Origin of the sequence: Kitasatospora saccharophila, from assembly GCF_039529925.1 — a bacterium.
Taxonomy (GTDB): Bacteria; Actinomycetota; Actinomycetes; order Streptomycetales; family Streptomycetaceae; genus Kitasatospora; species Kitasatospora saccharophila.
This window is the reverse complement of the sequence record NZ_BAAANS010000086.1, coordinates 1-25,078: the sequence shown is the minus strand read 5'-3', so window position 1 is coordinate 25,078 and position 25,078 is coordinate 1. Positions and strand designations below refer to the sequence as shown.

At 73.6% G+C, this 25,078-nt stretch carries 25 protein-coding genes and 4 tRNA genes; 16 read left to right on the top strand and 13 right to left on the bottom strand.

The genetic code is table 11. The features are described from left to right. Positions 1–224 (top strand): hypothetical protein (locus ABD345_RS36500; protein ID WP_344558661.1); only part of this gene is annotated, 224 nt, incomplete at its 5' end. 9 nt (positions 225–233) lie between these two features. On the opposite strand, the gene ABD345_RS36495 is transcribed toward ABD345_RS36500, so the two are convergent. Next, a complete protein-coding gene (locus ABD345_RS36495; RefSeq protein WP_344558659.1) occupies positions 234–1,943 on the bottom strand; it encodes an LCP family protein in 1,710 nt (569 codons plus the stop codon). 143 nt (positions 1,944–2,086) lie between these two features. Next, a complete protein-coding gene (locus ABD345_RS36490) occupies positions 2,087–2,527 on the bottom strand; it encodes a winged helix-turn-helix transcriptional regulator (protein WP_344558657.1) in 441 nt (146 codons plus the stop codon). 135 nt (positions 2,528–2,662) lie between these two features. Between ABD345_RS36490 and ABD345_RS36485 the strand changes: the two genes are divergently transcribed. After that, on the top strand, positions 2,663–3,535 hold the full coding sequence (locus tag ABD345_RS36485) for an aldo/keto reductase family oxidoreductase (protein WP_344558655.1): 873 nt from the start codon (positions 2,663–2,665) through the stop codon (positions 3,533–3,535). 73 nt (positions 3,536–3,608) lie between these two features. Here the strand turns inward: ABD345_RS36485 and ABD345_RS36480 are convergent, their stop codons facing one another. Both ABD345_RS36480 and ABD345_RS36475 read right to left on the bottom strand, forming a co-directional pair. Beyond that, the gene (locus ABD345_RS36480) at positions 3,609–4,856 is read right to left on the bottom strand and encodes an arginine deiminase (RefSeq protein ID WP_344558653.1); all 1,248 of its coding nucleotides are present in this window, start codon (positions 4,854–4,856) and stop codon (positions 3,609–3,611) included. A 72-nt stretch (positions 4,857–4,928) separates the two neighbouring features. Then, entirely contained in the window at positions 4,929–6,287 is a 1,359-nt protein-coding gene (locus ABD345_RS36475) for a basic amino acid/polyamine antiporter (protein WP_380276414.1), read from the bottom strand. Between the two features lie 393 nt (positions 6,288–6,680). On the opposite strand from ABD345_RS36475, the gene ABD345_RS36470 reads away from it, so the two are divergent. Next, positions 6,681–7,859, top strand: a complete 1,179-nt coding sequence (locus ABD345_RS36470; protein ID WP_344558649.1) for a UDP-N-acetylglucosamine--N-acetylmuramyl-(pentapeptide) pyrophosphoryl-undecaprenol N-acetylglucosamine transferase — start codon at positions 6,681–6,683, stop codon at positions 7,857–7,859. A gap of 65 nt (positions 7,860–7,924) precedes the next feature. Here the strand turns inward: ABD345_RS36470 and ABD345_RS36465 are convergent, their stop codons facing one another. The 4 genes from ABD345_RS36465 to ABD345_RS36450 form a co-directional block, all read right to left on the bottom strand. Continuing rightward, entirely contained in the window at positions 7,925–9,514 is a 1,590-nt protein-coding gene (locus tag ABD345_RS36465) for a serine/threonine-protein kinase (protein WP_344558647.1), read from the bottom strand. 224 nt (positions 9,515–9,738) lie between these two features. Further along, positions 9,739–9,993: a hypothetical protein gene (locus ABD345_RS36460; RefSeq protein ID WP_344558645.1), complete on the bottom strand. Its 255-nt coding sequence runs from the start codon at positions 9,991–9,993 to the stop codon at positions 9,739–9,741. A 111-nt stretch (positions 9,994–10,104) separates the two neighbouring features. Continuing rightward, a tRNA-Lys gene (locus tag ABD345_RS36455) sits at positions 10,105–10,177 on the bottom strand. A 122-nt stretch (positions 10,178–10,299) separates the two neighbouring features. After that, a complete protein-coding gene (locus ABD345_RS36450; RefSeq protein WP_344558643.1) occupies positions 10,300–10,971 on the bottom strand; it encodes a nucleotidyltransferase domain-containing protein in 672 nt (223 codons plus the stop codon). Positions 10,972–11,220: 249 nt separating this feature from the next. Between ABD345_RS36450 and ABD345_RS36445 the strand changes: the two genes are divergently transcribed. Then, positions 11,221–12,408, top strand: a complete 1,188-nt coding sequence (locus tag ABD345_RS36445) for a DNA glycosylase AlkZ-like family protein (protein ID WP_344558641.1) — start codon at positions 11,221–11,223, stop codon at positions 12,406–12,408. A 10-nt stretch (positions 12,409–12,418) separates the two neighbouring features. Here the strand turns inward: ABD345_RS36445 and ABD345_RS36440 are convergent, their stop codons facing one another. Next, positions 12,419–13,027 carry a transglutaminase-like domain-containing protein gene (locus ABD345_RS36440; protein WP_344558639.1) on the bottom strand — a complete coding sequence of 203 codons (609 nt, stop codon included), beginning with the start codon at positions 13,025–13,027 and terminating at the stop codon, positions 12,419–12,421. A gap of 99 nt (positions 13,028–13,126) precedes the next feature. On the opposite strand from ABD345_RS36440, the gene ABD345_RS36435 reads away from it, so the two are divergent. The 4 genes from ABD345_RS36435 (at position 13,127) to ABD345_RS36420 (ending at position 16,133) form a co-directional block, all read left to right on the top strand. Beyond that, positions 13,127–13,891 (top strand): SDR family oxidoreductase, encoded by a 765-nt coding sequence (locus ABD345_RS36435; RefSeq protein ID WP_344558637.1) that lies wholly within the window; start codon positions 13,127–13,129, stop codon positions 13,889–13,891. A 107-nt stretch (positions 13,892–13,998) separates the two neighbouring features. Beyond that, positions 13,999–14,697, top strand: coding sequence for a tyrosine-protein phosphatase (locus ABD345_RS36430; RefSeq protein WP_344558635.1), 699 nt, complete (start codon positions 13,999–14,001; stop codon positions 14,695–14,697). Next, a complete protein-coding gene (locus tag ABD345_RS36425; protein ID WP_344558634.1) occupies positions 14,694–15,608 on the top strand; it encodes an HNH endonuclease in 915 nt (304 codons plus the stop codon). Before ABD345_RS36430 ends, ABD345_RS36425 begins: the two co-directional genes overlap by 4 nt. A 225-nt stretch (positions 15,609–15,833) precedes the next feature. Then, positions 15,834–16,133 (top strand): hypothetical protein, encoded by a 300-nt coding sequence (locus ABD345_RS36420; RefSeq protein ID WP_344558633.1) that lies wholly within the window; start codon positions 15,834–15,836, stop codon positions 16,131–16,133. A gap of 11 nt (positions 16,134–16,144) precedes the next feature. On the opposite strand, the gene ABD345_RS36415 is transcribed toward ABD345_RS36420, so the two are convergent. Beyond that, a complete protein-coding gene (locus ABD345_RS36415) occupies positions 16,145–16,963 on the bottom strand; it encodes a TIGR02452 family protein (RefSeq protein ID WP_344558632.1) in 819 nt (272 codons plus the stop codon). Positions 16,964–17,078: 115 nt separating this feature from the next. Beyond that, positions 17,079–19,391, bottom strand: coding sequence for a DEAD/DEAH box helicase (locus ABD345_RS36410; RefSeq protein WP_344558631.1), 2,313 nt, complete (start codon positions 19,389–19,391; stop codon positions 17,079–17,081). A 107-nt stretch (positions 19,392–19,498) separates the two neighbouring features. Between ABD345_RS36410 and ABD345_RS36405 the strand changes: the two genes are divergently transcribed. Then, entirely contained in the window at positions 19,499–20,371 is an 873-nt protein-coding gene (locus ABD345_RS36405) for a hypothetical protein (protein ID WP_344558630.1), read from the top strand. Between the two features lie 8 nt (positions 20,372–20,379). Here the strand turns inward: ABD345_RS36405 and crcB are convergent, their stop codons facing one another. Together crcB and ABD345_RS36395 are read right to left on the bottom strand one after the other, a co-directional pair. After that, positions 20,380–20,739: a fluoride efflux transporter CrcB gene (gene crcB, locus ABD345_RS36400; RefSeq protein ID WP_344558629.1), complete on the bottom strand. Its 360-nt coding sequence runs from the start codon at positions 20,737–20,739 to the stop codon at positions 20,380–20,382. Next, the gene (locus tag ABD345_RS36395; RefSeq protein WP_344558628.1) at positions 20,736–21,221 is read right to left on the bottom strand and encodes a FluC/FEX family fluoride channel; all 486 of its coding nucleotides are present in this window, start codon (positions 21,219–21,221) and stop codon (positions 20,736–20,738) included. Before ABD345_RS36395 ends, crcB begins: the two co-directional genes overlap by 4 nt. Positions 21,222–21,300: 79 nt before the next feature. On the opposite strand from ABD345_RS36395, the gene ABD345_RS36390 reads away from it, so the two are divergent. From ABD345_RS36390 to ABD345_RS36360, 7 genes are all read left to right on the top strand, one after another. After that, positions 21,301–21,642 carry a metallopeptidase family protein gene (locus ABD345_RS36390; protein ID WP_344558663.1) on the top strand — a complete coding sequence of 114 codons (342 nt, stop codon included), beginning with the start codon at positions 21,301–21,303 and terminating at the stop codon, positions 21,640–21,642. A 114-nt stretch (positions 21,643–21,756) separates the two neighbouring features. Then, positions 21,757–21,829 (top strand) — tRNA-Glu (locus tag ABD345_RS36385). 42 nt (positions 21,830–21,871) lie between these two features. Next, a tRNA-Asp gene (locus ABD345_RS36380) sits at positions 21,872–21,945 on the top strand. A gap of 27 nt (positions 21,946–21,972) precedes the next feature. Beyond that, positions 21,973–22,046, top strand: a tRNA-Phe gene (locus ABD345_RS36375). Between the two features lie 479 nt (positions 22,047–22,525). Then, entirely contained in the window at positions 22,526–23,995 is a 1,470-nt protein-coding gene (locus tag ABD345_RS36370; RefSeq protein ID WP_037600943.1) for a DUF3375 domain-containing protein, read from the top strand. Positions 23,996–24,018: 23 nt separating this feature from the next. Next, positions 24,019–24,579 (top strand): DUF4194 domain-containing protein, encoded by a 561-nt coding sequence (locus ABD345_RS36365; protein ID WP_232248039.1) that lies wholly within the window; start codon positions 24,019–24,021, stop codon positions 24,577–24,579. Next, positions 24,576–25,001: an ATP-binding protein gene (locus ABD345_RS36360; RefSeq protein ID WP_344558626.1), complete on the top strand. Its 426-nt coding sequence runs from the start codon at positions 24,576–24,578 to the stop codon at positions 24,999–25,001. The genes ABD345_RS36365 and ABD345_RS36360 overlap by 4 nt, the downstream gene beginning before the upstream one ends. The last annotated feature ends 77 nt before the right edge of the window (positions 25,002–25,078 follow it).

Genomic DNA, 25,078 nt, shown 5'->3' with positions numbered 1-25,078 from the left:
GCACCGACGCCACCCTCACCACCACCCCCACCGGCTACCGCGTCGAACTCGCCATCACCCGCCCCCACGGCACCGACGACCACCTGGCCGTCCTCAAGGCGCTCGCCCTCGGCGACCGCTGGGGACACACCTACTCCCCGCCCTCCCGCAACAACGGCACCGCCCGCGAAACCGTCTGGAGCGAGATCCACACCGCGCCGGACCCCGCCCCTTCCGAGGGCTGAACCAGCCGCTCACGGAGCCGAGTCGGGGACGTCCTTGCTGCGGTCGTACGCCTGGCTCGGGGTCATGGCGCCCAGGCCGGGGAGGGGGGCCGTGGCATCGTGGCTGACGTTGGCGCAGCCGCTGGTGTCGTCGGCGGTGCGGACGTCGGCGTTCTTCAGGGCGACGGACCGGTCGGGGGTGGGTGTCTCGGGAGCGGTGCCGCCGGCGGTGGCGGGGTAGCTGGTGCCGGTGGTCCAGTCGGTGCCGATCAGCAGCTCGATCGAGCCGCCCTGCCCGGCGCGGACGGCGCTGCTGGGGAGGCCGAGGTCCGCCGCGACCTGTTGGGCGGCGGCTTCCTTGCCGGCGGGGTAGGTGACCGCGCTGCGGTCGGCGGTGACGCCCTGCCCGGTGGTGGTGTTCTTGGCGAAGCCGTCCTGCCGGAGCTTGTCGACGAGCGCCCCGGCCCGGCCGGTGATGCCGGTGCCGTTGCGCACCACGACGGTGATGCCGCTACGGGCCGGGCCGCTCGCGGCGGGAGGCGTGGCGGTTGCGGGGGTCGACGGCGCCGCAGGGGCGGAGGGCGCCGCAGGGGCGGAGGGCGTGGCGGGGTCGCCGGTGAGCGGGCGGTCGTCCTTGATCATCCGGAACAGTTCGGCCGCGCCGGGGCCGATCACCCGCCGGTTGGTGTCCGCGGGGTCGGGCACGACCTGCATGGTGGTGAAGGTGATCCGCTCGGTGGGCACCTTGCTGATGTCCTCGCCGAGTCCGACCAGTCTGGTGATGCCCTTCAGTCCGGGGTCGACGGTGAGCGCGCTGGTGGCCGCGTCGGCCAGTGACAGCAGCTCGGCCGGGTTGGTGAGCGTCCCGGCGCTCTTCAACTGGCGGATCATCGAGCCGAGGAAGAGGTGCTGGGCCGAGGCGCGGCCGATGTCGGTGCCGTCGCCGAAGCCGTACCTGGTCCGGACGAACTGGAGCGCCGCCATGCCCTGCAGGGTGTGTTCGCCCTTCGAGAGCTTGAGGTGCGAGCGCGGGTCGTAGATGTCGTCGTCGACGCAGACCGGGACGCCGCCCACCGCGTCCGACATCTTGATCACGCCGCCGAAGTCGACCTGCACGAAGTGGTCGATCGGCAGGTCGGTCAGCTTGCGCACGGCCGCCACGGTGCAGCCGGGGCCGCCCTGCAGGGAGGAGTTGATCATGGCGTGCCTCTGCGCCTTGAACACCTGCTTGCCCGACTCGTCCTTGCAGGCCGGCAGGTCGGTCCGCAGGTCGCGCGGGATGCTCATCACGGTGGCGTTGCTGCGGTCCGCGGAAACGTGCAGCAACAGGTTGACGTCGGCGTTCGCGCCGCCGCCGCACTCGGCGCCGCCGATGTTGCAGTCCTCCGGGTTGTCGCGGGTGTCGGAGCCGATCACCAGCACGTTGATGGGGGTGCGGCCGAAGGCGTCCGGCGTCTCGTGCCCGGCGTCGCCCTCCTCGCCCGCGAACAGCGGCGCCTCCTTGATGTTGGCGTTCAGCCGGTAGTAGACGTAGCCGCCCGCCGCGACGGTCAGCACCACCACCCCGGCCGTCCCGTACACCAGCGCCTTCTGCCAGCGCCGCATCCGCCGCCGGCCCCGCTGCCCCCGCTGCCGGGCCGCCTCCCGCCGCGCGGCCCGGCCGCCGGTCGTGCCGTCCGCCGCCGCGCCCCCGGGCCCGTCCCCCGCCGGCCGGGCGGTCCCGGCCTGTCCGCGCTTCACATCGCACCCCCGTGGCCCGGCCGTTCCGGGCTCGTCCACCCCTATAGATGCACGGCCCCCCACGGGTGTTTCACGGCTCTCCGAACACTTTTCCGGCCGACCGGGACGTCCCGCCCGGGACGGCGCCGGGGCCGGGACGCGGTTCAGGCGGTGCGGGCGTCGTAGCTCTCGCGGTGGGCGAGCACGTCGTCCATGTGCCCCTCGGCCCAGGCTTTGACGCCGCGCACCATCCCGTGCAGCGACCGGCCGAGGTCGGTCAGCTCGTAGGAGACCGTCACCGGCACGGTCGCCACCACGGTGCGCGAGACCAGGCCGTCGCGCTCCAGGGAGCGCAGCGTCTGGGTGAGCATCTTCTGGCTCACCCCGGCCAGCAGGCGCTGGAGTTCCGAGTAGCGCATCGCCCGGGGCTCACCGGCGCAGTCGGCGCCGGGCTCCTGCGGGCCGCCGCCGCCGAGCGCGGCCAGGACCAGCGTGACCCACTTGTCGGAGATCCGGTCCAGCAGCTTGCGGCTGGGGCAGACCGCGAGGAAGGCGTCGTACTCCGCCTTGGCCCGGGCCCGCTGCTGGGCCGCCGTCGTCGCCATCCGGACCTCTCCTCCCACCCACCCGGGGGTGCCCTACGCACTTCGAAGTGCCCACTTCCCGAAAGGAAGTTGCGAACCAATGATGGGGCAAGGAGCTCCCGGGAACCACCCCCGGTCCGACCGGAAAGGCACCACATGAACACCCCGTCCGCGCCGCTCCCCGGCGGCACCTGGCCCCTGGGCGACCTGCCCGTCAGCCGGTTCGGCTACGGCGCCATGCAACTCGCCGGCCCCGGTGTGACGGGTCCCCCGGCCGACCACGAGGGCGCGCTCGCCGTCCTGCGCGAGGCCGTCGACCTCGGCGTCACCCACGTCGACACCGCCGACGCCTACGGGCCGCACGTCACCAACCGGCTGATCCGCGAGGCGCTGCACCCGTACCCGGACTCGCTGCGCCTGGTGACCAAGGTCGGCGCGACCCGGGACGCGGCGGGCGGCTGGCCCCCGGCGCGCAGGCCCGAGGAGCTGCGCCGGGCCGTCCGGGAGAACCTGGAGAACCTCGGCCTCGACGCGCTGGACGTGGTCAACCTCCGGCTCGGCGACGCGGCCGGCCCGGTGCCCGGTTCGCTCGCGGAGGCGTTCGGGGCGCTCGTCGAACTCCAGCGGCAAGGGCTCGTCCGGCACCTCGGGGTGAGCAACGCGACGCCGGAGCAGGTCGCCGAGGCCCGTTCGATCGCACCGATCGTGTGCGTGCAGAACATGTACAACCTCGCCCACCGCCAGGACGACGCCCTGATCGACGAACTCGCCGGGCAAGGCATCGCCTACGTGCCCTTCTTCCCGCTCGGCGGCTTCAGCCCGCTGCAGTCCTCGGCGCTCACCGCCGTGGCCGCCCGGCTGGGCGGGACGCCGATGTCGGTCGCCCTGGCCTGGCTGCTGCAGCGGTCGCCGAACATCCTGCTGATCCCCGGCACTTCGTCGGTGGCGCACCTGCGCGAGAACGTCGCGGGCGCGGGGCTCCGGCTCTCCGCCGACGACCTCGCCGAGCTGGACGGGATCGGCCGCTGACCCGCACGCCTCCGGCCGGGCCGCTGCGGACCGAAAAGGCTCCGCCCCGCAGCGGCCCGGCCGGGGGCGGCCGTCAGAAGTCCACCGGCTCGCGGATCAGCGGGCAGGTCATGCAGTGCCCGCCGCCGCGCCCCCGGCCGAGTTCCGCGCCGACGATGGTGATCACCTCGATGCCGGCCCGGCGGAGCAGCGCGTTGGTGGTGGTGTTGCGGTCGTACGTGATCACCACGCCCGGTTCGAGCGCGACGGCGTTGTTGCCGCTGTCCCACTGCTGCCGCTCGGAGGCGTAGACGTCGCCGCCGGTGCCGATCACCCGCAGCGCGGACAGCCCCAGCGCCTCGGCCACCACCTGGGTGAACGGGCGGGAGCCCTCGTCCACCACCTCCACGCCGGGGGCCCGGTCGGTGGGGTAGAGGGAGAAGGCGTGCACCCGGTCCATGATCGCCGGGTAGAGGGTGACGGTCTCCCGGTCGGCGAAGGTGAACACGGTGTCCAGGTGCATCGCCGAACGCAGCTTGGGCATCCCGGCGACCACCACCCGGCGGGCCGCGCCCCGGGCGAACAGCGCGGCGGCGACCTGGGTGATCGCCTGCCGGGAGGTGCGCTCGCTCATGCCCATCAGCACCACGCCGTTGCCGATCGGCATGACGTCGCCGCCCTCGAAGGTGGACTGGCCCCAGTCCCGCTCGGGGTCGCCCCACCAGACGGTGGCGCCGGTGAAGTCCGGGTGGAAGGCGTACACCGCCTTCATCAGCAGCGTCTCGTCGTGCCGGGCGGGCCAGTACAGCGGGTTGAGGGTGACGCCGCCGTACAGCCAGCAGGTGGTGTCGCGGGTGTAGAGGGTGTTGGGCAGCGGCGGCATCAGGTACTCGCGGACCCCGGTGGCCTCCCGGGCCAGCGCCAGGTAGCCGGAGCGGTACTCCTCGGGCAGGTCGGTGGTGGCCAGGCCGCCGATCAGGAACTCGGCCAGCGCCGCCGGGTCCAGCGTCTCCAGGTACTCCCGGGTGCCGTCGACCAGCCCCAGGCCGACCTGGTCCGGGACGATCTTGCGGTCCAGCAGCCAGTCCCGGGCGCCCGGCACCGCGACGGTCCGCGCCAGCAGGTCGTGCAGCTCGACCACCTCGACGCCGCGCCCGGTCAGCCGGTCCACGAAGTCGGCGTGGTCGCGCTGGGCGTTCTCCACCCACATCACGTCGTCGAACAGCAGGTCGTCGGCGTTGCCGGGGGTGAGCCGCCGGTGCGCGAGCCCCGGCCGGCAGACCAGCACCTTGCGCAGCCGGCCCACCTCGGAGTGGACACCCAGAGCGGTCGGAGCAGTCATCAACGCGATCCCTTCGCAACGTACGGAACGGAAGTCATCTCGACGGGGCGGGCCCGACGGACCCGCGCGGCCTCACAGGTCGATCCACCCGGCGGCCAGCGCCACCACGCCCACCACCGCGCCGGCCACCGACACCACCAGCACCACCAGTTCGCGCGGCGAGAACAGCCGCCGCCCCTGCTCCCGGCGGGCCATCACGAACAGCACGGTCGCGGGCGCGTAGATGATCAGCGACACCAGCAGGTACGCCCAGCCCGCCGCGTACACCAGGAAGGCCGTGTACGCCGTCGCCAGCCCGGACACCAGCCAGGCCCCGGCCCCGGCCCGGTCCTGCCGGGCCACCAGCACCGCGTACCCGGCGGCCAGCAGGTACGGGATCAGGCTGAGCGTGCTGGTCAGGTCGAGCGCGAAGTCGAAGGCGTCGTCCGAGAAGGCCGTCACCACCAGCATCACCTGCGACAGCGCGGTGGTCAGCAGCAGCGCGGGCACCGGCACGTCCTGGTCGGTGGCGCGGGCCAGGAAGCGCGGCATGTCCTCGTCCTTGGCCGCGACGAACAGCACCTCGGCGGCCATCAGCGTCCACGCCAGGTAGGCGCCCAGCACCGAGACGATCAGCCCGACGCTGACCAGCACCTTCCCCCAGGTGCCGACCGCCGCCTCCAGCACGCCCGCCATCGACGGCTGCCGCAGCGCGGCGATCTCGCCCATCGGCAGGATGCCGTACGAGACGATCGTCACCGAGGCGAACACCGCGAAGACGCTCAGGAAGCCGAGCACGGTGGCCCGGCCGACGTCCGAACGCCGCTTCGCGTGCCGGGAGTAGACGCTCGCGCCCTCCACCCCGAGGAACACGAACACGGTGGCCAGCATCGTCCCGTGCACCTGGTCGTACAGCGAGCCCGCGTAGGAGGCGCCCTGGAAGTTGGCGGCGAACACGTCCGCCTTGAAGGTGAACAGCGCCAGCAGGACGAACACCAGGATCGGCACCAGCTTGGCCACCGTGACGATCCGGTTGATCATCGCGGCCTCCTTCACGCCGCGCCGCACCAGCAGGAAGAACCCCCACAGCCCGCACGAGGACAGCACCACCGCCAGCGCCGTGTCGCCGTCCCCGAGCGCCGGGGCGAGCGCCCCGACCGTCGACATGATCAGCACCCAGTACGTCACGTTGCCGACGCAGGCGCTCGCCCAGTAGCCGAACGCCGAGAAGAAGCCCAGGTACTCGCCGAAACCGGCCTTCGCGTAGGCGTACACGCCCGCGTCCAGCTTCGGCCGCCGCACCGACAGGGTCTGGAACACCAGCGCCAGCATCAGCATGCCCGTCCCGGCGATCAGCCAGGCGATCAGCGCGCCCAGCACGCCGGTCTCCTGCGCGAACCGCCCCGGCAGCGAGAAGACCCCCGCGCCGACCATCGAACCGACCACCAGCATGGTCAGCGTCGGCAGCGCCAGCTTCGCCGCCCCGACCTCCGGCCCCCGGACCGTCTCCTCCGTCGCCACCCGCACCGCTCCCTCTCGCTCGCGACGCCCGGGCACCCGGACGCCCCGGACGCCCCGGAAACCGCGGACGCCCCGGGCGTCGGCGGACCGGGCGGCACCGCCGCGGGCGCCATCGCCGCGGGCGGAACGCTACCAACCGGATGTCCGATTCACCCGACTATGTACCCCGTCCGCGTGCCGCCCCCGGCCTCGCCCCGGGCCTCGCCCCGGGACCGCACCCCCGCCGACCCCCGTCCCGGCTCGCCGTAGGCTGATGCCCCGTCACGTCCGCGACGGTTCCGCAGTGGCGCGGGCCGGCGGTCCGGCGGTCGATGGGAGACGGGCATGGAATTCACCGAACAGGACGGCCCGCTGCGCCTGGTGGTCACCGGCGGCGGCACCGGCGGGCACACCTACCCCGCGCTGACCGCGGTGCGGGCGCTGCAGGAGCGGCTGGCCGCGCGCGGCCGGGCGGTCGAGGTGCTGTGGATCGGCACCGCGGCCGGCCTGGAGGCCCGGGTCGCCCCCGCCGAGGGCATCCGGTTCGCACCCGTCGCGACCGGCAAGATCCGGCGCTCCTCCAACCCGCTGAAGCTGGTCTCCCCGGCCAACGTCCGGGACATGTGCCGCGTCCCGCTCGGCGCCTGGCAGGCCCGCGCGCTGATCGCCGAGTTCGCCCCGGACGTGGTGCTGGCCACCGGCGGCTACGTGGCGGTGCCGGTCGGCCTGGCCGCCCGCTCCTGCCGGGCCCCGCTGGTGGTGCACGAGCAGACCGTGCGCCTCGGGCTGGCCAACAGGGTGCTGGCCCGCGCCGCGACCCGGGTGGCGGTCTCCTCGGAGTCCACCCTGCCGCTGCTGCCCGGGTCCGCCCGGCCCACCGCCGCGGTGACCGGCAACCCGGTGCGTCCCGCCGTGCTCGCCGGGCAGGCCGACAAGGCCGTCAGCGCCCTCGACCTGTACGGGTTCAACCGCTCGCTGCCGACGGTCTACGTCACCGGCGGCGCCCAGGGCTCGGTGCAGATCAACACCCTGGTCTCGGCGGTCCTGCCCGACCTCCTGCAACGGGCCAACGTCGTCCACCAGTGCGGCCCGGCCAACGAGGCCGCCCTGCGCGAGCACGCCCGCGCACTGCCCCCGCACCTGGCCGGCCGCTACCTGCTCACCGGCTACCTCGGCGCCGAACTCCCCGACGTCCTGGCCCTCGCCGACGTGGTCGTCAGCCGCAGCGGCGCCGGCACCCTCGCCGAACTCACCGCCCTCGGCAAGGCCGCCGTCTTCGTCCCGCTCGCCTCCTCCGCGGGCAACGAGCAGGCCCACAACGCCACCCACCTCCAGCAGGCGGGCGCCGCCACCGCCCTCCTCGGCGAGGTCACCCCCGCCGACCTGCAGGCCGCCCTCGCCCCCCTGCTCGCCGACCCCCGCCACCGCGCGACGATGGCCGCCAACTCCCGCGCCCACGGCCGCCCGGACGCCGCCGACCGCCTGGTCGACGTCCTGCTCTCGGTGGTCGGCACCCGCCGCTGAGCCCCGGCCGGGGGCCGCCCGACCCCGGGGCGGTCCCCGTCAGCGGTCCCCGTCAGCGGTGCCCGTCAGCGGTGCCGGCGCGGCCGGGGCGGGCCGCCGTCGACGAACCCGACCGGCCCGCGGGACGGCAGCAGGAGGGTCAGCGCCACGGAGGCGACCACCCAGACGAGCACACCGAGCAGCACCGCGAGCAGGCCGGGCATCCGGGTACCGGAGAGCAGGACGGTCGCGAGGGCGCCGTTCGCCAGGCCCGCGCCGACCGCCGTCTGCACGTCGGGTCGCTGTCGCGCGAAGACCCGGCCGAGCCTGCGGACGAGGGGGCCCTGCACCGTCCACAGGACGGGAGCGCCCACGAGACTCAGGATCAGCACCCCCCACCAGGGCAGCGGCGTGAAGAACAGGAACAGCGGGCAGGAGAGCACGGTCACGCCCAGCGCGACGGCGAGCCCGGCCATGTCCTCCTCGCCCTCCTTGACGGACCGGTCGACCTCCATCCCGAAAGCCAGGGCCAGGCCCGTGACGACGGCGACCGGCGCCGCCCAGAACACGGGCCACTCGGCGAAGGCGAACAGTTGGACGCCGATCAGCACGGCGCCCGCCAGCGCGCTCCGCCCGATGGCGGCCGGTTTCTTCGCCAGTGCTTCCCCGGCGCCGTCCTCCGGCCCCTCCTGCTCCTCCGGCTCCTCCGGCTCCTCGACCGGGGGCGCGTCGAGCACCGTCGGCGGGAACGGGCCCGCCGGTTCGGCCCGGTGCGCGGTCTCGGTCGCGGCGGCGTGCAGGCCCGGGGACGGCGGGCGGGGCGGGGCGGGGCGGCGCTCCTGCGGACGGCCCGCCAGCAGGGCCGTGACCGCCTCGATCACCTCGGCGGTGTCGGCGGGCCGGTCCGCGGGCTCCTTCTCCAGGAGGTGCAGGACGAGCCGGTCGACGTCGGCGGGGACCGCGGCGCGGTGCCGGCCGGGCGCCTCGGGCCGCCGGGTCAGGTGCTGGTGGAGGACGGCCAGCGGGGCGCCGGTGAAGGGCGGGCGGCCGGTCAGCAGGGTGTGCAGCAGGCAGCCGACGGCGTAGAGGTCGGCGGCGGGCCCGATGTCCCGGTCGCCCCGGGCCTGTTCGGGGGCCATGTAGGCGGCGGTGCCGACGGCGTGGCCGGTACCGGTGAGCGCGAGGTCCTCGTACAGGTGCTTGGCGATCCCGAAGTCGAGGATCTTGACCGTCCCGTCGGCCAGCAGCATGGCGTTGGCCGGCTTGATGTCCCGGTGCACCAGCCCCGCCCGGTGCGCGGAGGCCAGGCCGGTGCACACCTGGAGGACCCATTCGAGGGCGTCCCGCACCGGCGGCAGGGCACCCTCCGCGACCACCTCGTCCAACGACCGGCCGTCGAGGAACTCCATCACCAGGAACGGCGCGTGGCCGTCCTCGGGGCCGGTCCGCCCGAAGTCGTGGACCGTCACGATGTGCGGACTGCTGAGGTTGCCCGCGGCCCTGGCCTCGGCGGCGAACCGCTCCACGCTGACCGAAGCCGAGTCGGCGTTCGTCAGCAACTTCACCGCCACCGGCCGACCGACCCGCTCGTCGAAGGCCCGCCACACCTGGCCCATCCCGCCGGACCCCAGAACCGACTCCAACCGGTACCGGCCGTCCAACCTCGTTCCGTGCATCTCCACCCCGTCACGGCCTCGGCAACGCGCCCCTCCAACCGTGCACTCTATCCAGCCGACCGACCCCCCCACCCCCGCCCGACCACCCCGCAAAACACCGCAGCCCCCGGGCCGTTACCCCCGCCCAGCTACTGCACGCCAGGTCACCGACCGTCCGACCTGATCCTCCACGGTGGGCCGCCAGGGGTTCGAACTCCCTCCGGCATCCTGGTCCGAGTTCGACATCAGATCCGGACCACGTGGACGTCCTGGGCGTCCAGGGCCTTCAGGCAAGCCGTGAGGCCAGCCGGGTCACTGGTGAAGGCAACAGCGCTGCCGTGTCGGGCCGCAGTCAGCGCGACCAAGGCGTCCACGGCGTCCGGACGCTTCTTCGGGGGCAACTCGGCCGCAGCGAGCGCGACCGCGCGGTGCGGCGTGTCCTTGAGGCCGGCGTGCAGCCGTACCGCCTTGGGCTTCCGGTCAGCGAGCGCGCTCAGCACGTCAGCACACCGGCTCACGCCCCACCCCAAAAGCACAGCAGCACCCCGAGCCAGAGAATCAGCCGGGGTGCTGCGTACAGGTCAGAGGCGCTATGACCGCCTCGTGCCAGGTGGGCCGCCAGGGGTTCGAACCCTGAACCTACGGATTAAAAGTCCGCAGCTCTGCCAATTGAGCTAGCGGCCCGCGGCAGGCGCGGACCGGGTGGGAGAGCGCCTGCCGGGGTGATCCTACCTGGTGCCCGGTGGGGGAGGAGCAGTGGATTGCCGGGCGGGTCGCGGGGGTTCGCGACCGGGGGTGGCGGGTGGTCAGGCCGGGGGGAGGTGGGCGGTTCGGACGCGTTGGAGCCATGCCTCGACGGGGCGTTCGTCGGGGGCGGCGGGGAGGACGCCGGGGCGGTCGAAGCGGGTCTCGGCGTCGGCGAGGAGGGCCGTGGCGTCCTCCGGGCGGTCGGCGTAGCGCTCGCCGAGGGCGCGGACGTGCTCCGGGTCGGGGAGGCGGATCTCCAACCGGCCGGTCTCGTGCAGGGCGACGCCCTGCCGGACCAGCCGGACCAGGTGCCGGGCGTGCTTGGCGGCCCTGGCTCGGCCCGCCGGGTCGGTGCGGTCGCGGGCGGTGAGTTTGCGGAACTGCTGGCCGGCGTAGCCCAGGTAGGAGCTCCGGACGGCCGGGCCGCACAGGAGGGCCTCCCGCAGGCCGATCAGCTCCTCGCCGAGCGGCGTCCGGACTTCGTACAACTCCGCGGGCAGCCAGACCAGTTCGCTGGCGGTCGGGTTGCCGGAGAGGGCCAGTCGGCACCACTTGGCGGCCTCGTGCAGGGTGCGGTCGGGCCGGGTGGTGACGTGCGACTCGGCGGGGCGGTGCAGGCCGTGGAAGGCGGTGGTGGGCGCGGCGAACAGGCCGAGCCGGTCGAGGTCGGACCCGGCGTGCGCCAGGCCGTACGCGGTGGAGCCGACGATGCCGGAGAGCAGGACGTGCACGGGCGAACGCCTCCTCGGCGGTCGTGGAGGGGCAGGGGCGGAAGGAGCGGCAGGAGTGGCAGTGTGTCCCGGACCGGACCGCCCGCGCGAGCGATTTCCGCACCGGGGACAGGGCCGCAGAGCCACGGGCGGGCGGAAGACGCGGCCCGGACGGCCGGAAGGCGGGCCCCGGGAGACAGAACCCGGCGTACGGGCCGACTCCGGGCCGGGTTACCGGTCGCGGACCGGCCCCGCGCCGATACTGGCCCCATGGCGAACGGCGAGGTCCCGGCGGCGAAGCTGCGCGCCTGGTGGGCGCACCGGCAGTGGTTGGACGGCGGGCGGCACCGGGGCGCGTCGGCGGCCGAGGTGCTGGCGGCCACGGGGTGGGCCAGGTCGGGCGGCGGTTCGGCGCCGTACCTGGGGCTGTTCGCCCGGGCCGGGTTGCGGCGGGCGGAGGTGGACGCGGCGCTGGCCGCGCTGGAGGTGCAGGAGCTGCCGGCCGCCCGGGGGCGGAGCTACCTGCTGCCCGCCGACGACTTCGCGCTGGGCCTGGCGGCGGGCGCGGGCGCGGTGGAGACGGAGTTGGGCGCGGCCGAGCGGCAGCTCGGGGTGTCCCGGGACGAGATCGAGCAGCTCTGCCTGGCGGTGTCCCAACTGCTGTCCCCCACCGAGCCGTTGACCTCGACCGAGCTGCACGCGCAGGCCGGTTCGGCGGTGCGCGCGCTGGGTGGGGCGGGCCGTCGGCGCGGGGTGGCGACCACGCTGCCGCTGGCGCTCGACCTGCTGCGCTCGCGCGGCCTGGCCCGCCGGGTGCCGCTCGACGGGCGGCTCGACCGCCAGCGGCACGGGTACCTGCGCTGGGACCGGGCCGTGCACGGGGAGGCCGCCGACCTGGCCCGGCGCTACTTCGCCTGGGCGGCCCCGGCCTCGGTGCGGCACTTCCGCTGGTTCTCCGGCTTCGGCGCCGCGACCGCGAAGGCCGCGCTGGCCCCGCTGGAACTGGTCCGGCTGCCCGGCAGCGAGCTGCTGCTGCCCGCCGAACTGGCCGACGAGTTCGCCGGGTTCGCCGTCCCGGCCGAGCCCGCGTACGCCCTGCTGGCGGCCGCCGACGGCCTGCACCTGCTGCACCGCGACCTGGCCCGGCTGGTCGATCCGCGGGACGCCGACCGGCCCGTCCCGGCCGCCCGGTCCGAGCGGGGCCTGGGCGCGGAGCGCGACCCGCGGACCCACCTGGTGGTGGACCGGGGCCGGATCGTCGGCTTCTGGGAGTACGACCCCGAACTTCCGGAGCTGGTGCACCAGTTGTTCGTGCCGATGAACCCCGCCCTGCGGGCCGCGATCGACGCCGCCGGGGACTTCGTCCGCACGGATCTCGGCGACGCCCGCGGCTCGGGCCCGGACTCGCCGCGCGGCCGGGCCCCGCGGCTGGCCGCGCTGCGTGCCGCAGGCGAGTGAACCGCCTTTCCTACTGCGGGAGTTCGAGCGGCAGGTAGCCGTAGCCGGTGGAGTTCGGGACGGCCGCGCGCAGACCGTCCAGCAGTGCCTCGGGCGGCGCGGCGTACACCGTGGTGTAGTGGTGCTCGCCGAGCGCCGGATCGTTGGCCCAGGCGGGCCGCTCCTCGGCGGGGGTGGTGGCGAAGTGCCCGTCGGCGCCGTTCCGGTTCCCCCGGCCGTCCAGCCGCACCCACCACGAACTGCCGGGCAGCAGAACGCCGTTGAGCCCGTGCAGGACTTCGAGCCGCTGGTAGCACAGGCCCGCCGGGATGCCGTTGGCGCGCAGCAGCGCGGCCAGCAGGTGCGACTTGCCGTGGCAGATCGCGTTCCCGGCGGCGAGCACGTCGGAGGCCCGGTAGGCGGCCGACCAGTGGCCGACGTCCGCCGAGTGGTCGATCCGGTCGCGGACGTACTCGAACACCGCCTCGGCGGTCCGCACCGGGTCGTCCTGCCGCAGCCGCGCGGCGAGGGCGACGATCTCGGGATGGCCGTGGTCGACGACCTCGTCCGCGGCGAGGTACGCGGACGGGTCCGACCGGTCGGCCCGCAGCGGGCCGTGGGGGGAGACTGAGAGATCCATGGCAGTGATGCTCGGCCGCCGACTGTCCGGCCCGCAAAGGGTTTCCAGCGGGTGGGATAGCGTCGGGACGACACCGTCGTGGACGAAGGAGCGGACGACATGGCGCAGGACGCGGCGCGGGACGAGGTACTGGTGGTCACCGGCGGCGGCCGCGGCATCGGGGCGGCCACCGCGCTGCTCGCCGGCGAACGCGGCTACCGGGTGTGCGTCAACTACCGCAGCGACCAGGACGCGGCGGACGCCGTGGTGGAGCGGATCCGGGCCGCCGGCGGCACCGCGATCGCCGTCCGCGCGGACGTCTCGCGCACCGCCGGGGTGACCGCGCTCTTCGACGCCGTCGACCGCGAACTCGGCACCCTCACCGCGCTGGTGAACAACGCGGGCACGCTGGAGCAGCAGTGCCGGCTGGACGAGCTCGACGAGGACCGGTTGAACCGGATCTGGGCCGCCAACATCACCGGCCCGTTCCTGTGCGCGGCCGCGGCGGTGCGCCGGATGTCCACCCGGTACGGCGGCCGGGGCGGCGCGATCGTCAACGTCGGCTCGGCGGCGTCCCGGCTCGGCTCGCCGAACGAGTACGTCGACTACGCGGCGTCCAAGGGCGCCCTGGACTCGATGACCACCGGCCTGTCGCTGGAGGTCGCGGCCGAGGGCATCCGGGTCAACGCCGTCCGCCCCGGCCTGATCCACACCGGCATCCACGCCCTCGGCGGCGAACCCGGCCGGGTCGACCGGGTCGGCCCCAACCTCCCGATGGGGCGCGGCGGACAGCCCGAGGAGATCGCCGAGGCGATCCTCTACCTGCTCTCCCCCGCCGCCTCGTACGTCACCGGCGCCTTCCTGGACGCGGCCGGCGGACGCTGACCGCCCCGGCCCGGCGCCGCCCCGACCCGGCGCACCCGGTCCCGCCTCGGTACCGGTTCGGTGAACGCCCCGGCCCGACGTCCGCCCCGGCGCCTACCGTGGGACGCATGACCGAGACCGAGATCGCCGCCGCGCCCTTCCTCGACATCCCCGACGTCCCCAACCTCCGCGACGCCGGGGCCGGCGTCTACCGCCCCGGGCTGCTCTACCGCTCGGCCACCCTCCACCACCTCACCGACGAGGGCCTGCGGCGCTTCGCGGAACTCGGCGTCCGCACCGTCCTCGACCTGCGCAGCACCCCGGAGGTCGAGGCGCACCCGGACCACCTGCCGGACGGCGTCGACTACCTGCACCTGCCGATGCTGCCCGACCCGGCCACCACCGACCGGGTCTGGCCCGAGGACCAGGCCGCGCTCTACCCGTTCATGGCCGAGACCGGCGGCATCGCCGTCGCCGCCGCCGTCCGCGCCCTGGCCACCGGCGCCCCGCTGCTGGTGCACTGCGCCGTCGGCAAGGACCGCACCGGCCTGACCATCGCCGTCCTGCAGACCCTGGCCGGCCTCCCGCTCGAAGCCGTCACCGCCGACTTCCTCCGCTCCAACCCCGGCCTCGGCCTCGACCGCGGCCCCGTCCCCTACTTCGACACCGCCGGCGTCGAACGCCTCTCCCGCCCCGTCGAAGCCGCCCACCTGCACGCCGCCCTCACCCACGCCACCACCCGCCACGGCTCCCTCGCCGCCTACCTCCGCGACCACGGCGCCACCGACACCGACCTCGCCACCCTCCGCACCCTGGGACCCGCATGACGACGCCCGACATCCCGCGCACCGAAGCCGAACTGCGGGACGCCCTGCGCACGCTGAACCGCTCCGGCCTGCGCGGGGGCGGGCGCGCCCCGCACAAGCCGCTGCTGCTGCTCTGGCTGATCGACCACCGGCTCGCCGTGTCCGGCACCACCGAGACCCGGTACGAGGAGGCCGCGGAGCCGGTCGGCCAGCTGATCGCCCAGCACACCGAGCGCGTGTCGACTCCCGACGGGCAGCGCGCCGCACTGCCGTTCCGGCTGCTGGAGGCCGAGCTGTGGCAGGCCACCGACGCGTTCTCCGCGCCGCTGCCCGAAAAGGCCGGCCACCGCCTGCTGCTCGAACTGGGCGCCCGCGGCCGCCTGCACCCGGCGGTCGAGGAACTGCTGGGTGACCGGGGCGTCCGGGACCGGATGCGCACCCTGCTGCTCGCCGAGGTCGTCGGCAGCGGCACCGGCAGCACGCTGGAGCAGTCCCTCCGGGACGCCCTGCCGCCCGCCGAGCCCCGGTACCGGCAGGTGACCCAGCGGATCCGCGACAGCCGGTTCGCCCGCGCGGTCCTCCCCTCGTACGGGAACGCCTGCGCCGTCTGCGGGTTCGGCGGCCTGCTCGACGGCGTCCCGGTGGGCGTGGAGGCCGCCCACGTCCACGCGCACGCCGCCGGCGGGCCGGACGTGGTGCAGAACGGGATCGCGCTGTGCGGCCTGCACCACGCCCTGTTCGACCACGGGGTGCTCGGGTTGAGCGAGGAGCTGACGCTGATGGTGTCGCCGCTCTTCGTCGACGGCGGGGGGAACGGGGGCGGTCCGGTCGCCGGGCTCCACGGAGTCCCGGTGCGGCAGCCCTCGGAGACCGCGCTGCGGATCGGGGCGGAGTACGTCGGCTGGCACACGGAGCACGTCTTCCGCGGCTGACGGCCGCCGGCGGCCCTCCGCCCGGAGGAGCGGCGCCCGTACCGCCCCGGCGTCCCACCAGCAGGTGCCCCGCCGCGGGCCGCCCGGGTGTCCCAATCGCCGTTCCCCGGGCGGTGGGCGGCTCGTTAGGAGCGTTACCGTGGGCGGGACGTCCATCGGTGTGTCCGGCTTGTCGTCGTGAAGCCGTGCGGTCGTGAGGCCGTGCAGTCGTGAAGGAGTCCGTCCATGGCCCGTTTTCCCGCCACCGCCGCCGTTGCCGCCACCGGGCTGATCGGTGGGTACGCGACCGCGCGGTTCAGTGGCCGTCGCGAGCTGGGGGGTGCCGTGCTGGCGGTGGCCGGGGCGGCGGCCGCGGTGCGCTGGGGGCGGCGGTCGGGGGTGCCGGCCGCGGCGGGGCTGACCGCGCTGTACCTGGGGGCGTTCGGCGGCTCGCACCCGCTGGCGAAGAAGATCGGGGCCTGGCCGGCCGTGCTGACCGTGACGGGTGTGGTGGCCGCCGCCTCCGCGCTGGCCACCGGCGACTGAGCGGGGGCCGGTCAGCCGGCGAAGCGCCGTTCGAAGGCCGTCCGGTTCGCGGAGGGCGAGTTGCGGTCCCAGACCGCGAACACCACCCGGTCGAAGGCCGCGCCCCACGCGTCCAGGGCGTGCCCGAAGGCGTCCGCGACCTCGGCCGGGTCGTTGCGGAACACCCCGCAGCCCCAGGCGCCCAGCACCAGTTCCCGCCCGCCGTTCTCGGCGGCGACGGCCAGCACCCGGGCGGCCCGGGCGGCCAGCACCGGGGCGAGGTCGAGCCGGCGGCCGGGCGAACGCAGCGCCAGTTGGCCCGCGTTGGGCGCGGGCGAGGTCAGGAAGCCGACCCGGTGGGTGCGTTCGAGCAGGTCCCCCCGGCCGTCCCGGATCACCGGCACGCCGGGCGACCAGATCACCCGGTGGCTGTAGTGCAGGTCGGTGGAGGCCCGGTGCGCCTCGTAGTAGTCCGGGGCCTCCAGCAGGCAGCGGTAGAGCAGCGCGGTGCGGCAGACGTCCTCCTCCTGGGCCTTCGCGCCGCGCAGGTACCCGCCGCCGGGGTTGCGCGCGGACGCGAAGTTGAGCACCGCGACGCCGCTCCCGCCGTCCTCCACCAGCCGCCGGGCGGCCTGCATGCTGCCCTCGCCGGTCACCTCGACCACCGCCCCGGCCGCCAGCGGCCCCGGGCCGGACCCGAACTCCGCGTCCGCCGGGTACGAGACCGTGCCGGCCCTGGCCTCGGCCAGCTCCTCGGCGATCCGCACCACCGCCCCGCCCGGGCTCCGGTACTCGCCCCGGTCGGCGATCTGCTCGTTCTGCGCGGCCACGGCCTGCTGCCTACTACTCATGCCTGGGCACGCTAATCGCCAACTCCCGCGCCCACCAATGATTTTCGGCCCGGAAACGCGGGCGGACCCGCCCCACCGAAGTGGAGCGGGCCCGGTCCTGCCGACCTGCGGCAGGTCAGTTCTTCCAGCGCGGCTTGCGGTCGCCGCCACCGTTGTAGCCGCCGCGGTCGTCGCGGTTGAAGCCGCCGCGCTCGCGGTCGCCACCGAAGGAACGGCCACCACGGTCGTCACGGTTGAAGCCGCCACCCTGCGGGCGCCCACCGGAGCGGTGGTCGTCGCGCCGCACGAACGGGCGGCTGCCGCCACCGGCCTGGCCGCGGTCCCGGTCGCCGAACGAACGGCCGCCGCGGTCGTCGCGGTTGAAGCCGCCACCCTGCGGGCGGTCACCGAAGGAACGGCCGCCGCGGTCGTCACGGTTGAAACCGCCGCGCTCGCCACGGTCCCGGTCGCCGAACGAACGGGCCGGACGGTCGCCACCGAAGGAACGGCCGCCGCGGTCGTCGCGGTTGAAGCCGCCACCCTGCGGGCGGTCACCGAAGGAACGGCCACCGCGGTCGTCCCGGTTGAAACCGCCGCGCTCACGGTCGCCACCGAAGGAACGGCCACCACGGTCGTCGCGGTTGAAGCCACCGCGCTCGCGGTCGCCACCGAAGGAACGGCCACCACGGTCGTCACGGTTGAAACCGCCGCGCTCGCCACGGTCCCGGTCGCCGAACGAACGGCCGCCACGGTCACCGCGGTCGTCACGGTTGAAACCGCCGCGCTCGCCGCGGTCCCGGTTGTTGTAGGCCGGGCGCTCGCTGCGGGCCTCGCGGTAGGACGGGGCGCGCTCCTCGGTCACCGGCTCGGCCTCGGCCGGGGCGGCGACGGCGGCAGCGGGGGTCTCGGCGTCGGCCTCGGCGGCCGGCTCCTCGTCCTCGATGCCCAGCTCGGCCCGCTCGCGGGCGGCACGGGAGGCCAGGCGGTCGGCCTCCTCGCGCAGCTCGGTGGCGCGGCGCTGGGCGCGCTCCAGCTCACGGGTGAGCTCGGCGACCTCGCGCTCGGCGGCGCCGGCGATGCCGGACGCGCTCTCGGCCTGGACCTCGACCAGCGAGCGGGCGCCGGTGATCTTGGCGACCTCGGCGTCGAAGGCGTGGTCGAGGATGTGGCGCGAGGCGTCGACGCCCGCGTCCTCCATCAGGCGGAACACGCCGCGGCGCTGGTGCGGCAGCACCAGGGTGACGACGGTGCCGGAGCGGCCGGCCCGGGCGGTGCGGCCGGAGCGGTGCAGGTAGTCCTTGTGGTCACCGGCCGGGTCGACGTTCAGCACCAGGTCGATGCCGTCGACGTGGATGCCGCGGGCGGCGACGTCGGTGGCGACGACCACGTTCAGGTAGCCGTCCTTGAAGTCGCCGAGGACGCGGGTGCGGGCGCCCTGGGTCATGCCGCCGTGCAGGGCGTCGGCCTTGACCCCGGACTCCACCAGCTGCTGGGCGACCCGGTCCGCGCCCATCTGGGTGCGGACGAAGATGATGGTGCGGCCCTTGCGGGCGGCGATCGCGCTGGTGATCGGCGCCTTGTCCTTGGGCTTCACGACCAGGATGTGGTGGGTCATGGTGGTGACCGCGCCGGCCGACGGGTCGACCTCGTGGGTGACCGGGTTCTTCAGGTAGCGCTTGACCAGGGTGTCGATCTCGTTCTCCAGCGTGGCGGAGAACAGCAGGCGCTGGCCGCCGGCCGGCACCAGGTCGAGGATCTCGGTGACCTCGGGCAGGAAGCCCATGTCGGCCATCTGGTCGGCCTCGTCCAGGACGGCGACCTCGACCTCGTCCATCTTGGCGGAGCCGCGGTTGATCAGGTCGCGCAGGCGGCCGGGGGTGGCCACCAGGACGTCGACGCCGCGCTCCAGCGCGTAGATCTGGTTCGACATCGAGGTGCCGCCGCAGACCACCTTCAGGCGCAGGCCGAGCACCGAGCCGAACGGCTCCAGCGCGTCGGCGACCTGCATGGCCAGCTCGCGGGTCGGGACGAGGATCAGGCCGCGCGGGTGCTTGGCCTTGGTGCGCTCGCCGCCGGCCAGGCGGGTCAGCAGCGGGAGGCCGAAGCTCAGGGTCTTGCCGGAGCCGGTGCGGCCGCGGCCGAGCACGTCCTTGCCGGCCAGCGCGTCCGGGATGGTCGCGGCCTGGATCGGGAACGGGGTGGTGACGCCGCGCTTGGCGAGCGCCCGGACGACGTCGTCGTGCAGGCCCAGGTCACCGAAGGTGATGGTGGGCTCGGCGTCGGTGTCGTCGGCGCTGTCGTCGGCGTCGGTGTCGGTGTCGAACTCGGCGCCGGCGTCGGTGAGCTCGGCGAGCTCCGCGTCCAGCGCGTCGGTGTCGAGGGAGTCGGTGTCGGCGGCGTCGGAGCCGTTCGCGGGCATGGCGAAGCGGGCGTCGTCAACGAGAGACATGCAAAACCTTCCGGAAGTGGCACGCGCCAAAGTCCGGTGGGTCTGTTGAAAAACCGCCTCTATGCGGTCAGCCACGGATCGCCGGAACGCGCCAAGGGCGCTCAAAGGTGTATGAGGAGCGCCAGCCAAATAGGATCAAACGAACGATCTACCACCATAGGGGAACCTCGGGATCAGAGGCAAATCCCCTGGTCAGCACCCTCGAACGAAGGCCCGGACGGCGACCGCCCGGACCCCGGCCGCCCGGACCGCCACCACCCGGACGGCGGCGGGCCGGACGGCGGACCGAACAGCGGGCCGGACGGTCGGCCGCTCAGTGCGCCGACGGCGACTCGCTCGGCGCCTCCGACCCCGGACCGCTGGGCGTCGCGGACGGCACCGCCGAGTGCGAGGAGGCCGGCGGGCTGCTCGGCGGGCTCGGCGGCGCCGCCGTCCCGCCCCCGCCGCCGGAACCACCGGACCCGCCGGAGCCGGCGGGCTGGCTGGGCGCCGACGAGGACGGTCCGGACGGCGACCCGGCCGGGGCCGGACCGCTCGCCGAGGGCCCGGGCACCTGGACGGGCGCGCCCGGCACCCCCTCCGCCGACGGCGCGGACCCGGGCGCCGGGGCAACCGTGCCGGGCGAAGCGCCCGGTGACGCGCCGTCAAGGCTCAACGCGCCGCCGTGCTCACCGGACCGGGCGCCCGGCCGCGCCGCCGGGGCGCCGCCCGGCTTGGCGCTGGCCGCGGCGGCGCCCGTCCCGGACGGCTTCACCCGGACCGTCCCGCCGGGGGCGTCCGCGCCCACCGACATGCACCCGCTCAGTCCGAGCACGGCCAGCGCCACCGCCACCGAACCCGCCGCCGTCCGCCGCCGCGTCGACCGACCCGTCGACCAGCCCGCCGAACCCGCCACCATCGAGCCACCTCCCGCGCGGCCCGACCCGGGCCGCCACCATTTCCGGTGCCCAACGCGCGGCCGCCCACCGGGACACGGGTAGCGCCCCACTCACCCCCAGATCGCGTGCCCGACGCCCGCCCCCGCGTACACCGCCGCCAGGCCCGCCCCCAGCGACAGCGCCACGTTGCCCAGCGCCGCGCCGCGCGAGCCGTTCTGGGCCAGCTTCAGCGTCTCGAACGAGAAGGTCGAGTACGTGCTGAGCGCCCCGCACAGGCCGGTCCCGAGCAGCAGCCGGACGTCCGGCGGGGCGACCGCGGTGAGCAGGCCGAGCAGCGCGCAGCCGGAGACGTTGACGGTCAGCGTGCCCCACGGGAAGCCGAAGCCGACCCGGGAGTGCACCGTCCGGTCGGTCAGGTAGCGCAGCGGCGCGCCGACCGCGGCGCCCACCACCACCAGCAGCCAGTTCACTCCGCCGCCTCCCGCCCGGCCGCGGCCGGGTCCGTGCCCTCCGCCGCGCCCCCGGCCCGTTCGCTCCGGCCCAGCAGCACCGCCCGGGTCGCGCCCGCGGCCGCCCACACGGCGACCAGCGCGGCCAGCAGCGTCCCGGCCAGGTAGAGCAGCGCCCTGCCGGGCAGCGCGTGGTCGAACAGCTGCTGGGCGTCCACCGCGTACGTCGAGAAGGTGGTGAAGCCGCCGAGGATCCCGGTGGCCAGGAACGGCCGCAGCAGCGGGTGCGGCGTGCGCCGCCCCTCGGTGAGCACCACCAGCACCACCCCGATGAGCGCGCAGCCGAGCGCGTTGACGAGCAGCGTGGTCCACGGGAAGGCGTCCCTCGCGGTCGGCCACAGCAGCCCCGCCCCGTACCGGGCGCTCGCCCCGAGCACGCCGCCCGCGGAGACCGCCGCCACCACCCGGTCCTGCCCGCGCAGCACCGGTTCCCTCGTCGCCATGCCGCCAAGTCAAGCACCCGCCACCGCCCGGATGGCCTGGCGCCCCGTCAGCGGAACTCCGACAATGGGGCGCGTGGAGATGACCAGGGACGAGTTCGAGGCGCTGGTGTCCGACGCGCTGGACCGGATTCCGCCGCGGCTGGCCGCGATGATGGACAACGTCGCGGTGTTCGTCGAGGACGAGCCCGACCCCGCCACCCCCGACCTGCTCGGCCTCTACGAGGGCATCCCGCTCACCGAGCGCGGCGAGTGGTACGCCGGCGTCCTCCCCGACCGGATCATGGTCTACATGGGCCCGACCCTCCGCTACTGCGAGACCCGCGAGGAGGCCGTCGAGGAGGTCCGCACCACCGTCATCCACGAGGTCGCCCACCACTTCGGCTTCGACGACGACGAGCTCCACGAACTCGGCTGGTCCTGACCCCACCGCCCCCGCCGCGCCGACCACCGGAAACCGTTTTGGCGTTCCCGCCCGGCATCCCATATGCTTCTCGACGTCCCCGAACGCCGGATGATCCGGCCGGAAGGGCCGCAAGCCCTCATCGTCTAGTGGCCCAGGACGCCGCCCTTTCAAGGCGGTAGCACGGGTTCGAATCCCGTTGGGGGTACGCAGTACCGTAGTAAGGTCCTGTGCGGAGCGATCCGCATGAGGTCCCGTGGAGCAGTTGGTTAGCTCGCCACCCTGTCAAGGTGGAGGTCGCGGGTTCAAGTCCCGTCGGGATCGCTCGTCTCGCAAGAGACGGTGCAGTACGGCCAGGTAGCTCAGTTGGTACGAGCGTCCGCCTGAAAAGCGGAAGGTCGCCGGTTCGACCCCGGCCCTGGCCACATAGCCTGACCAGGCACGATGCCCTCGAAGCAAGTCGCTTCGAGGGCATTTGCGTGCCGGTTGACGCCAGCACTGACGCCAACGGCCCCGAATCGCGGCACACCGGGCCGCTCGTCCTCGGGCATCCGATGATCGACATCAAGTGATGTACATCACATTCGGGGTCCGCCGGGGCCCGCCGTCGACATCCCCGGAGGCACACGCCTCCAGCCCGAGTCCGGCCATTCACGGAGCAGGCAGGGCGCAAGAGCAGCAGCCTTCCTCGCCTGCGACCAGGGCAAACGGGTCACGGCTGCAGCCGACCGAGAGAACCGCGAGCACGCGCTCCCGTTCAGAATGCCGCCTTCACCCCAAGTGGCATGAATTCGAAAATATATTCGCTTTCTGCTTTTTGTCGGTGGCCCCTTCTAAGGTGGGCGCTGCCCGCCTTCCGTAGGCGGGCGTGGTGCCGAACGCGTGCGATCCAGGGTGGGGCTGCATGGAATTCGATGACGTCACTGGTCTACTCGACCATCCGGCATGGCGGCTGCTGCGGGCGGAGAACGCCCCGCTGGTGCTGGGGTTCTGCGGCACGGTCTTCGTCGATGAGAACGTGCGAGGCGTACCCGAGAACGTGCTGGTCTCCCGCCTGGACGATCAGCTGTATGACCTCAACGAACGGGGAATGGGCTCATTCCCACGCCCTGCTGCCGCATATCTGACGGAGTGGACCAACAGTGGCTGGCTGCGTAAGTACTACCCGCCCGACGAGGACGAGGCCCATTTCGACGCGACCAGCGCCCTGGAGAAGGCCGTCGCCTGGGTCCGGGGGTTGCCCGCTCGTTCCTTCATCGGCACCGAGTCACGGCTGAGCACCATCGTCGCCCTGCTGCGGCAGATGACATTCGGTACCGAGACCGATCCGCAGGCGCGTATCGACGAACTCCGTCGCGAACGTGATCGGATCGATGAGCAGATCGCGCAGCTCCTCGCGGGCGAAGTCGATCTCCTGTCCCCGGTGGCCCTGCTGGACCGCTACCAGCAGGTCGAAAACACGGCGGTCGAGTTGCTGCGGGACTTCCGGGAGGTCGAGGCGAATCTGAGGGAACTGGATCGGCGGCTTCGTCAGGACGTGGCAACCGCGGAGGGAAGCAAGGGCGAGCTCCTGGCCTCATTCCTCATGGACCGGGAGATGATCGCCGAATCCGATCAGGGCCGCAGCTTCCAGGCGTTCTTCGATCACCTCCTCTCCCCTCAACGCCAGGAAGAGCTACGAGGCCTCCTGGAGCAGGTACACCAGTTGCCGCAGTTGGGCGGCAGAGCCAACAGGAACCTGCTGAAGATCCCATTCGCATGGCTGGAAGCGGCGGAGAGCACTCAGGACACAGTGCGGCAGCTCACCGAGCAGCTCCGCCGGTTCCTGGCCGACCACGGCCGCGAGGAGGACCGCAGGGTCGTGGCGCTGGTTCGCTCTGTGCAGCGCCACGTGGCAGCCCTCGACGGCCGAAGTGATCTTCCCGGCATCGAGCTGGAGGTCCCCCAAGTGGAGCTGGCTCTGCCGATGGAGCGCCGGCTGTACATGCCGGTCGAACGAGTGGAGCTGGACAGCACTGCCGTCGAAGCGTTCGACGACTCGGAGGTGGACGTCTCCGAACTGTTTGCCGGCGTCCATGTGGACCACGAGACTTTGGTCGCACAGGTACTGGAGCTGATCCAGGCCAGCCCGAGTGGTCAGGCGAACCTACCCACCGTCGTCGAAAAGTACCCGTTGGCCCTGGGACTCGCGGAACTGCTGGCGTACTTCCAACTGGACCAAGGGGGCCTGGACATCGTGATCGACCCCAGCCACACCCACAACCTGGTCTACGAGCGATTCCACTCTCCAGGGCACTCCATGGCCACCGTCCCGCAGGTGACGTTCGTGCTCAACGAGGGCGGCGTGACCGCCGGAGAGGTAGAGCAGGCATGAATGACGCTTTGACCGTACCCATCGTGAACCTGCTGAAGGCAGGCGTGCTCTACCAGAGCGACGTGCCCGCGATCTGGGACCAGCTCACAGCCCACCAAGCAGCCATCGGTGACTACCTGCGTGTGATCGGCCTGGACGTCGTGGTCGACCGTGCCGAAGGCTATGCCTACACGCGCCAGCTCGACCCGGATACCCGCGATGACGGCGTGACCGTACCGCGGTTGGTGACACGCCACCGGCTCTCTTTCCCCGTCAGCTTGATGCTCGCCCTCCTGCGTGGGCGACTGGCGGAGAGCGATGCCACCTCATCGGACCCCCGTCTTCTTCTGACTCGTGACGACCTCGTGGAAATGGTCCGTAGTTTCCTCCCTCCTCGCAGCAACGAGGCACACCTGGTCGACCAGATCGACAGCAACATCAAGAAGTTGTGCGAGCTCAAGGTGCTCCGCCAGACCAAGCAGCCGGGCTTGTTCGAGGTACGGCGCCACATCAAGGCCCTGGTGGACGCCCAGGTTCTCAACGACTTCAACGAGCTGCTCGCCACCTACCGCGGCACCATCGCGACGCCGGAGGACAACGAATGAGCCTCATCTCCTCGGAACTGCCCCTCATCCCGCAGCAGTCAGGTCCAAGCGACGACACCCTCGGCATCGGCCCCGGCTTCCGGCTCACCCGCCTGGAGGTGCTGAACTGGGGGACCTTCCACCGCAGCATCTGGTCTTTCACCGTCGACGGGCGAAGCGCTCTGTTGACGGGCGGCGTCGGATCCGGCAAGTCGACACTGGTGGACGCGATGACCACCCTCCTGCTCCCAGCTCACAAGATCGCGTACAACAAGGCTGCCGGCGCCGAGGCAAAGGAACGGGATCTGCGCTCGTACGTGCTGGGCCACTACAAGAACGAGCGGGTCGAGGCGACCAACAGCACCCGTCCGGTCGGGCTGCGCAACGCCTCCTCGTACAGCGTGATCCTTGGCGTGTTCAGTAAGAAGCGATTCCCAAACTGATGGACACGGCTGCTGCTCGAACCTTCGTACGCATCAGCCTCGTTCGGGTGATCGCTCCGCAGCTGGCGCATGGAAGA

What these genes read in the sequence shown, in the direction of transcription:
- ABD345_RS36490 (WP_344558657.1), bottom strand. Translation starts at nt 2,527, where the DNA reads ATGGCGACGACGGCGGCCCAGCAGCGGGCCCGGGCCAAGGCGGAGTAC.
- ABD345_RS36485 (WP_344558655.1), top strand. Translation starts at nt 2,663, where the DNA reads ATGAACACCCCGTCCGCGCCGCTCCCCGGCGGCACCTGGCCCCTGGGC.
- ABD345_RS36480 (WP_344558653.1), bottom strand. Translation starts at nt 4,856, where the DNA reads ATGACTGCTCCGACCGCTCTGGGTGTCCACTCCGAGGTGGGCCGGCTG.
- ABD345_RS36475 (WP_380276414.1), bottom strand. Translation starts at nt 6,287, where the DNA reads ATGCTGGTGGTCGGTTCGATGGTCGGCGCGGGGGTCTTCTCGCTGCCG.
- ABD345_RS36470 (WP_344558649.1), top strand. Translation starts at nt 6,681, where the DNA reads ATGGAATTCACCGAACAGGACGGCCCGCTGCGCCTGGTGGTCACCGGC.
- ABD345_RS36465 (WP_344558647.1), bottom strand. Translation starts at nt 9,514, where the DNA reads ATGCACGGAACGAGGTTGGACGGCCGGTACCGGTTGGAGTCGGTTCTG.
- ABD345_RS36445 (WP_344558641.1), top strand. Translation starts at nt 11,221, where the DNA reads ATGGCGAACGGCGAGGTCCCGGCGGCGAAGCTGCGCGCCTGGTGGGCG.
- ABD345_RS36440 (WP_344558639.1), bottom strand. Translation starts at nt 13,027, where the DNA reads ATGGATCTCTCAGTCTCCCCCCACGGCCCGCTGCGGGCCGACCGGTCG.
- ABD345_RS36435 (WP_344558637.1), top strand. Translation starts at nt 13,127, where the DNA reads ATGGCGCAGGACGCGGCGCGGGACGAGGTACTGGTGGTCACCGGCGGC.
- ABD345_RS36430 (WP_344558635.1), top strand. Translation starts at nt 13,999, where the DNA reads ATGACCGAGACCGAGATCGCCGCCGCGCCCTTCCTCGACATCCCCGAC.
- ABD345_RS36425 (WP_344558634.1), top strand. Translation starts at nt 14,694, where the DNA reads ATGACGACGCCCGACATCCCGCGCACCGAAGCCGAACTGCGGGACGCC.
- ABD345_RS36420 (WP_344558633.1), top strand. Translation starts at nt 15,834, where the DNA reads ATGGCCCGTTTTCCCGCCACCGCCGCCGTTGCCGCCACCGGGCTGATC.
- ABD345_RS36415 (WP_344558632.1), bottom strand. Translation starts at nt 16,963, where the DNA reads ATGAGTAGTAGGCAGCAGGCCGTGGCCGCGCAGAACGAGCAGATCGCC.
- ABD345_RS36410 (WP_344558631.1), bottom strand. Translation starts at nt 19,391, where the DNA reads ATGTCTCTCGTTGACGACGCCCGCTTCGCCATGCCCGCGAACGGCTCC.
- ABD345_RS36395 (WP_344558628.1), bottom strand. Translation starts at nt 21,221, where the DNA reads ATGGCGACGAGGGAACCGGTGCTGCGCGGGCAGGACCGGGTGGTGGCG.
- ABD345_RS36390 (WP_344558663.1), top strand. Translation starts at nt 21,301, where the DNA reads ATGACCAGGGACGAGTTCGAGGCGCTGGTGTCCGACGCGCTGGACCGG.
- ABD345_RS36370 (WP_037600943.1), top strand. Translation starts at nt 22,526, where the DNA reads ATGGAATTCGATGACGTCACTGGTCTACTCGACCATCCGGCATGGCGG.
- ABD345_RS36360 (WP_344558626.1), top strand. Translation starts at nt 24,576, where the DNA reads ATGAGCCTCATCTCCTCGGAACTGCCCCTCATCCCGCAGCAGTCAGGT.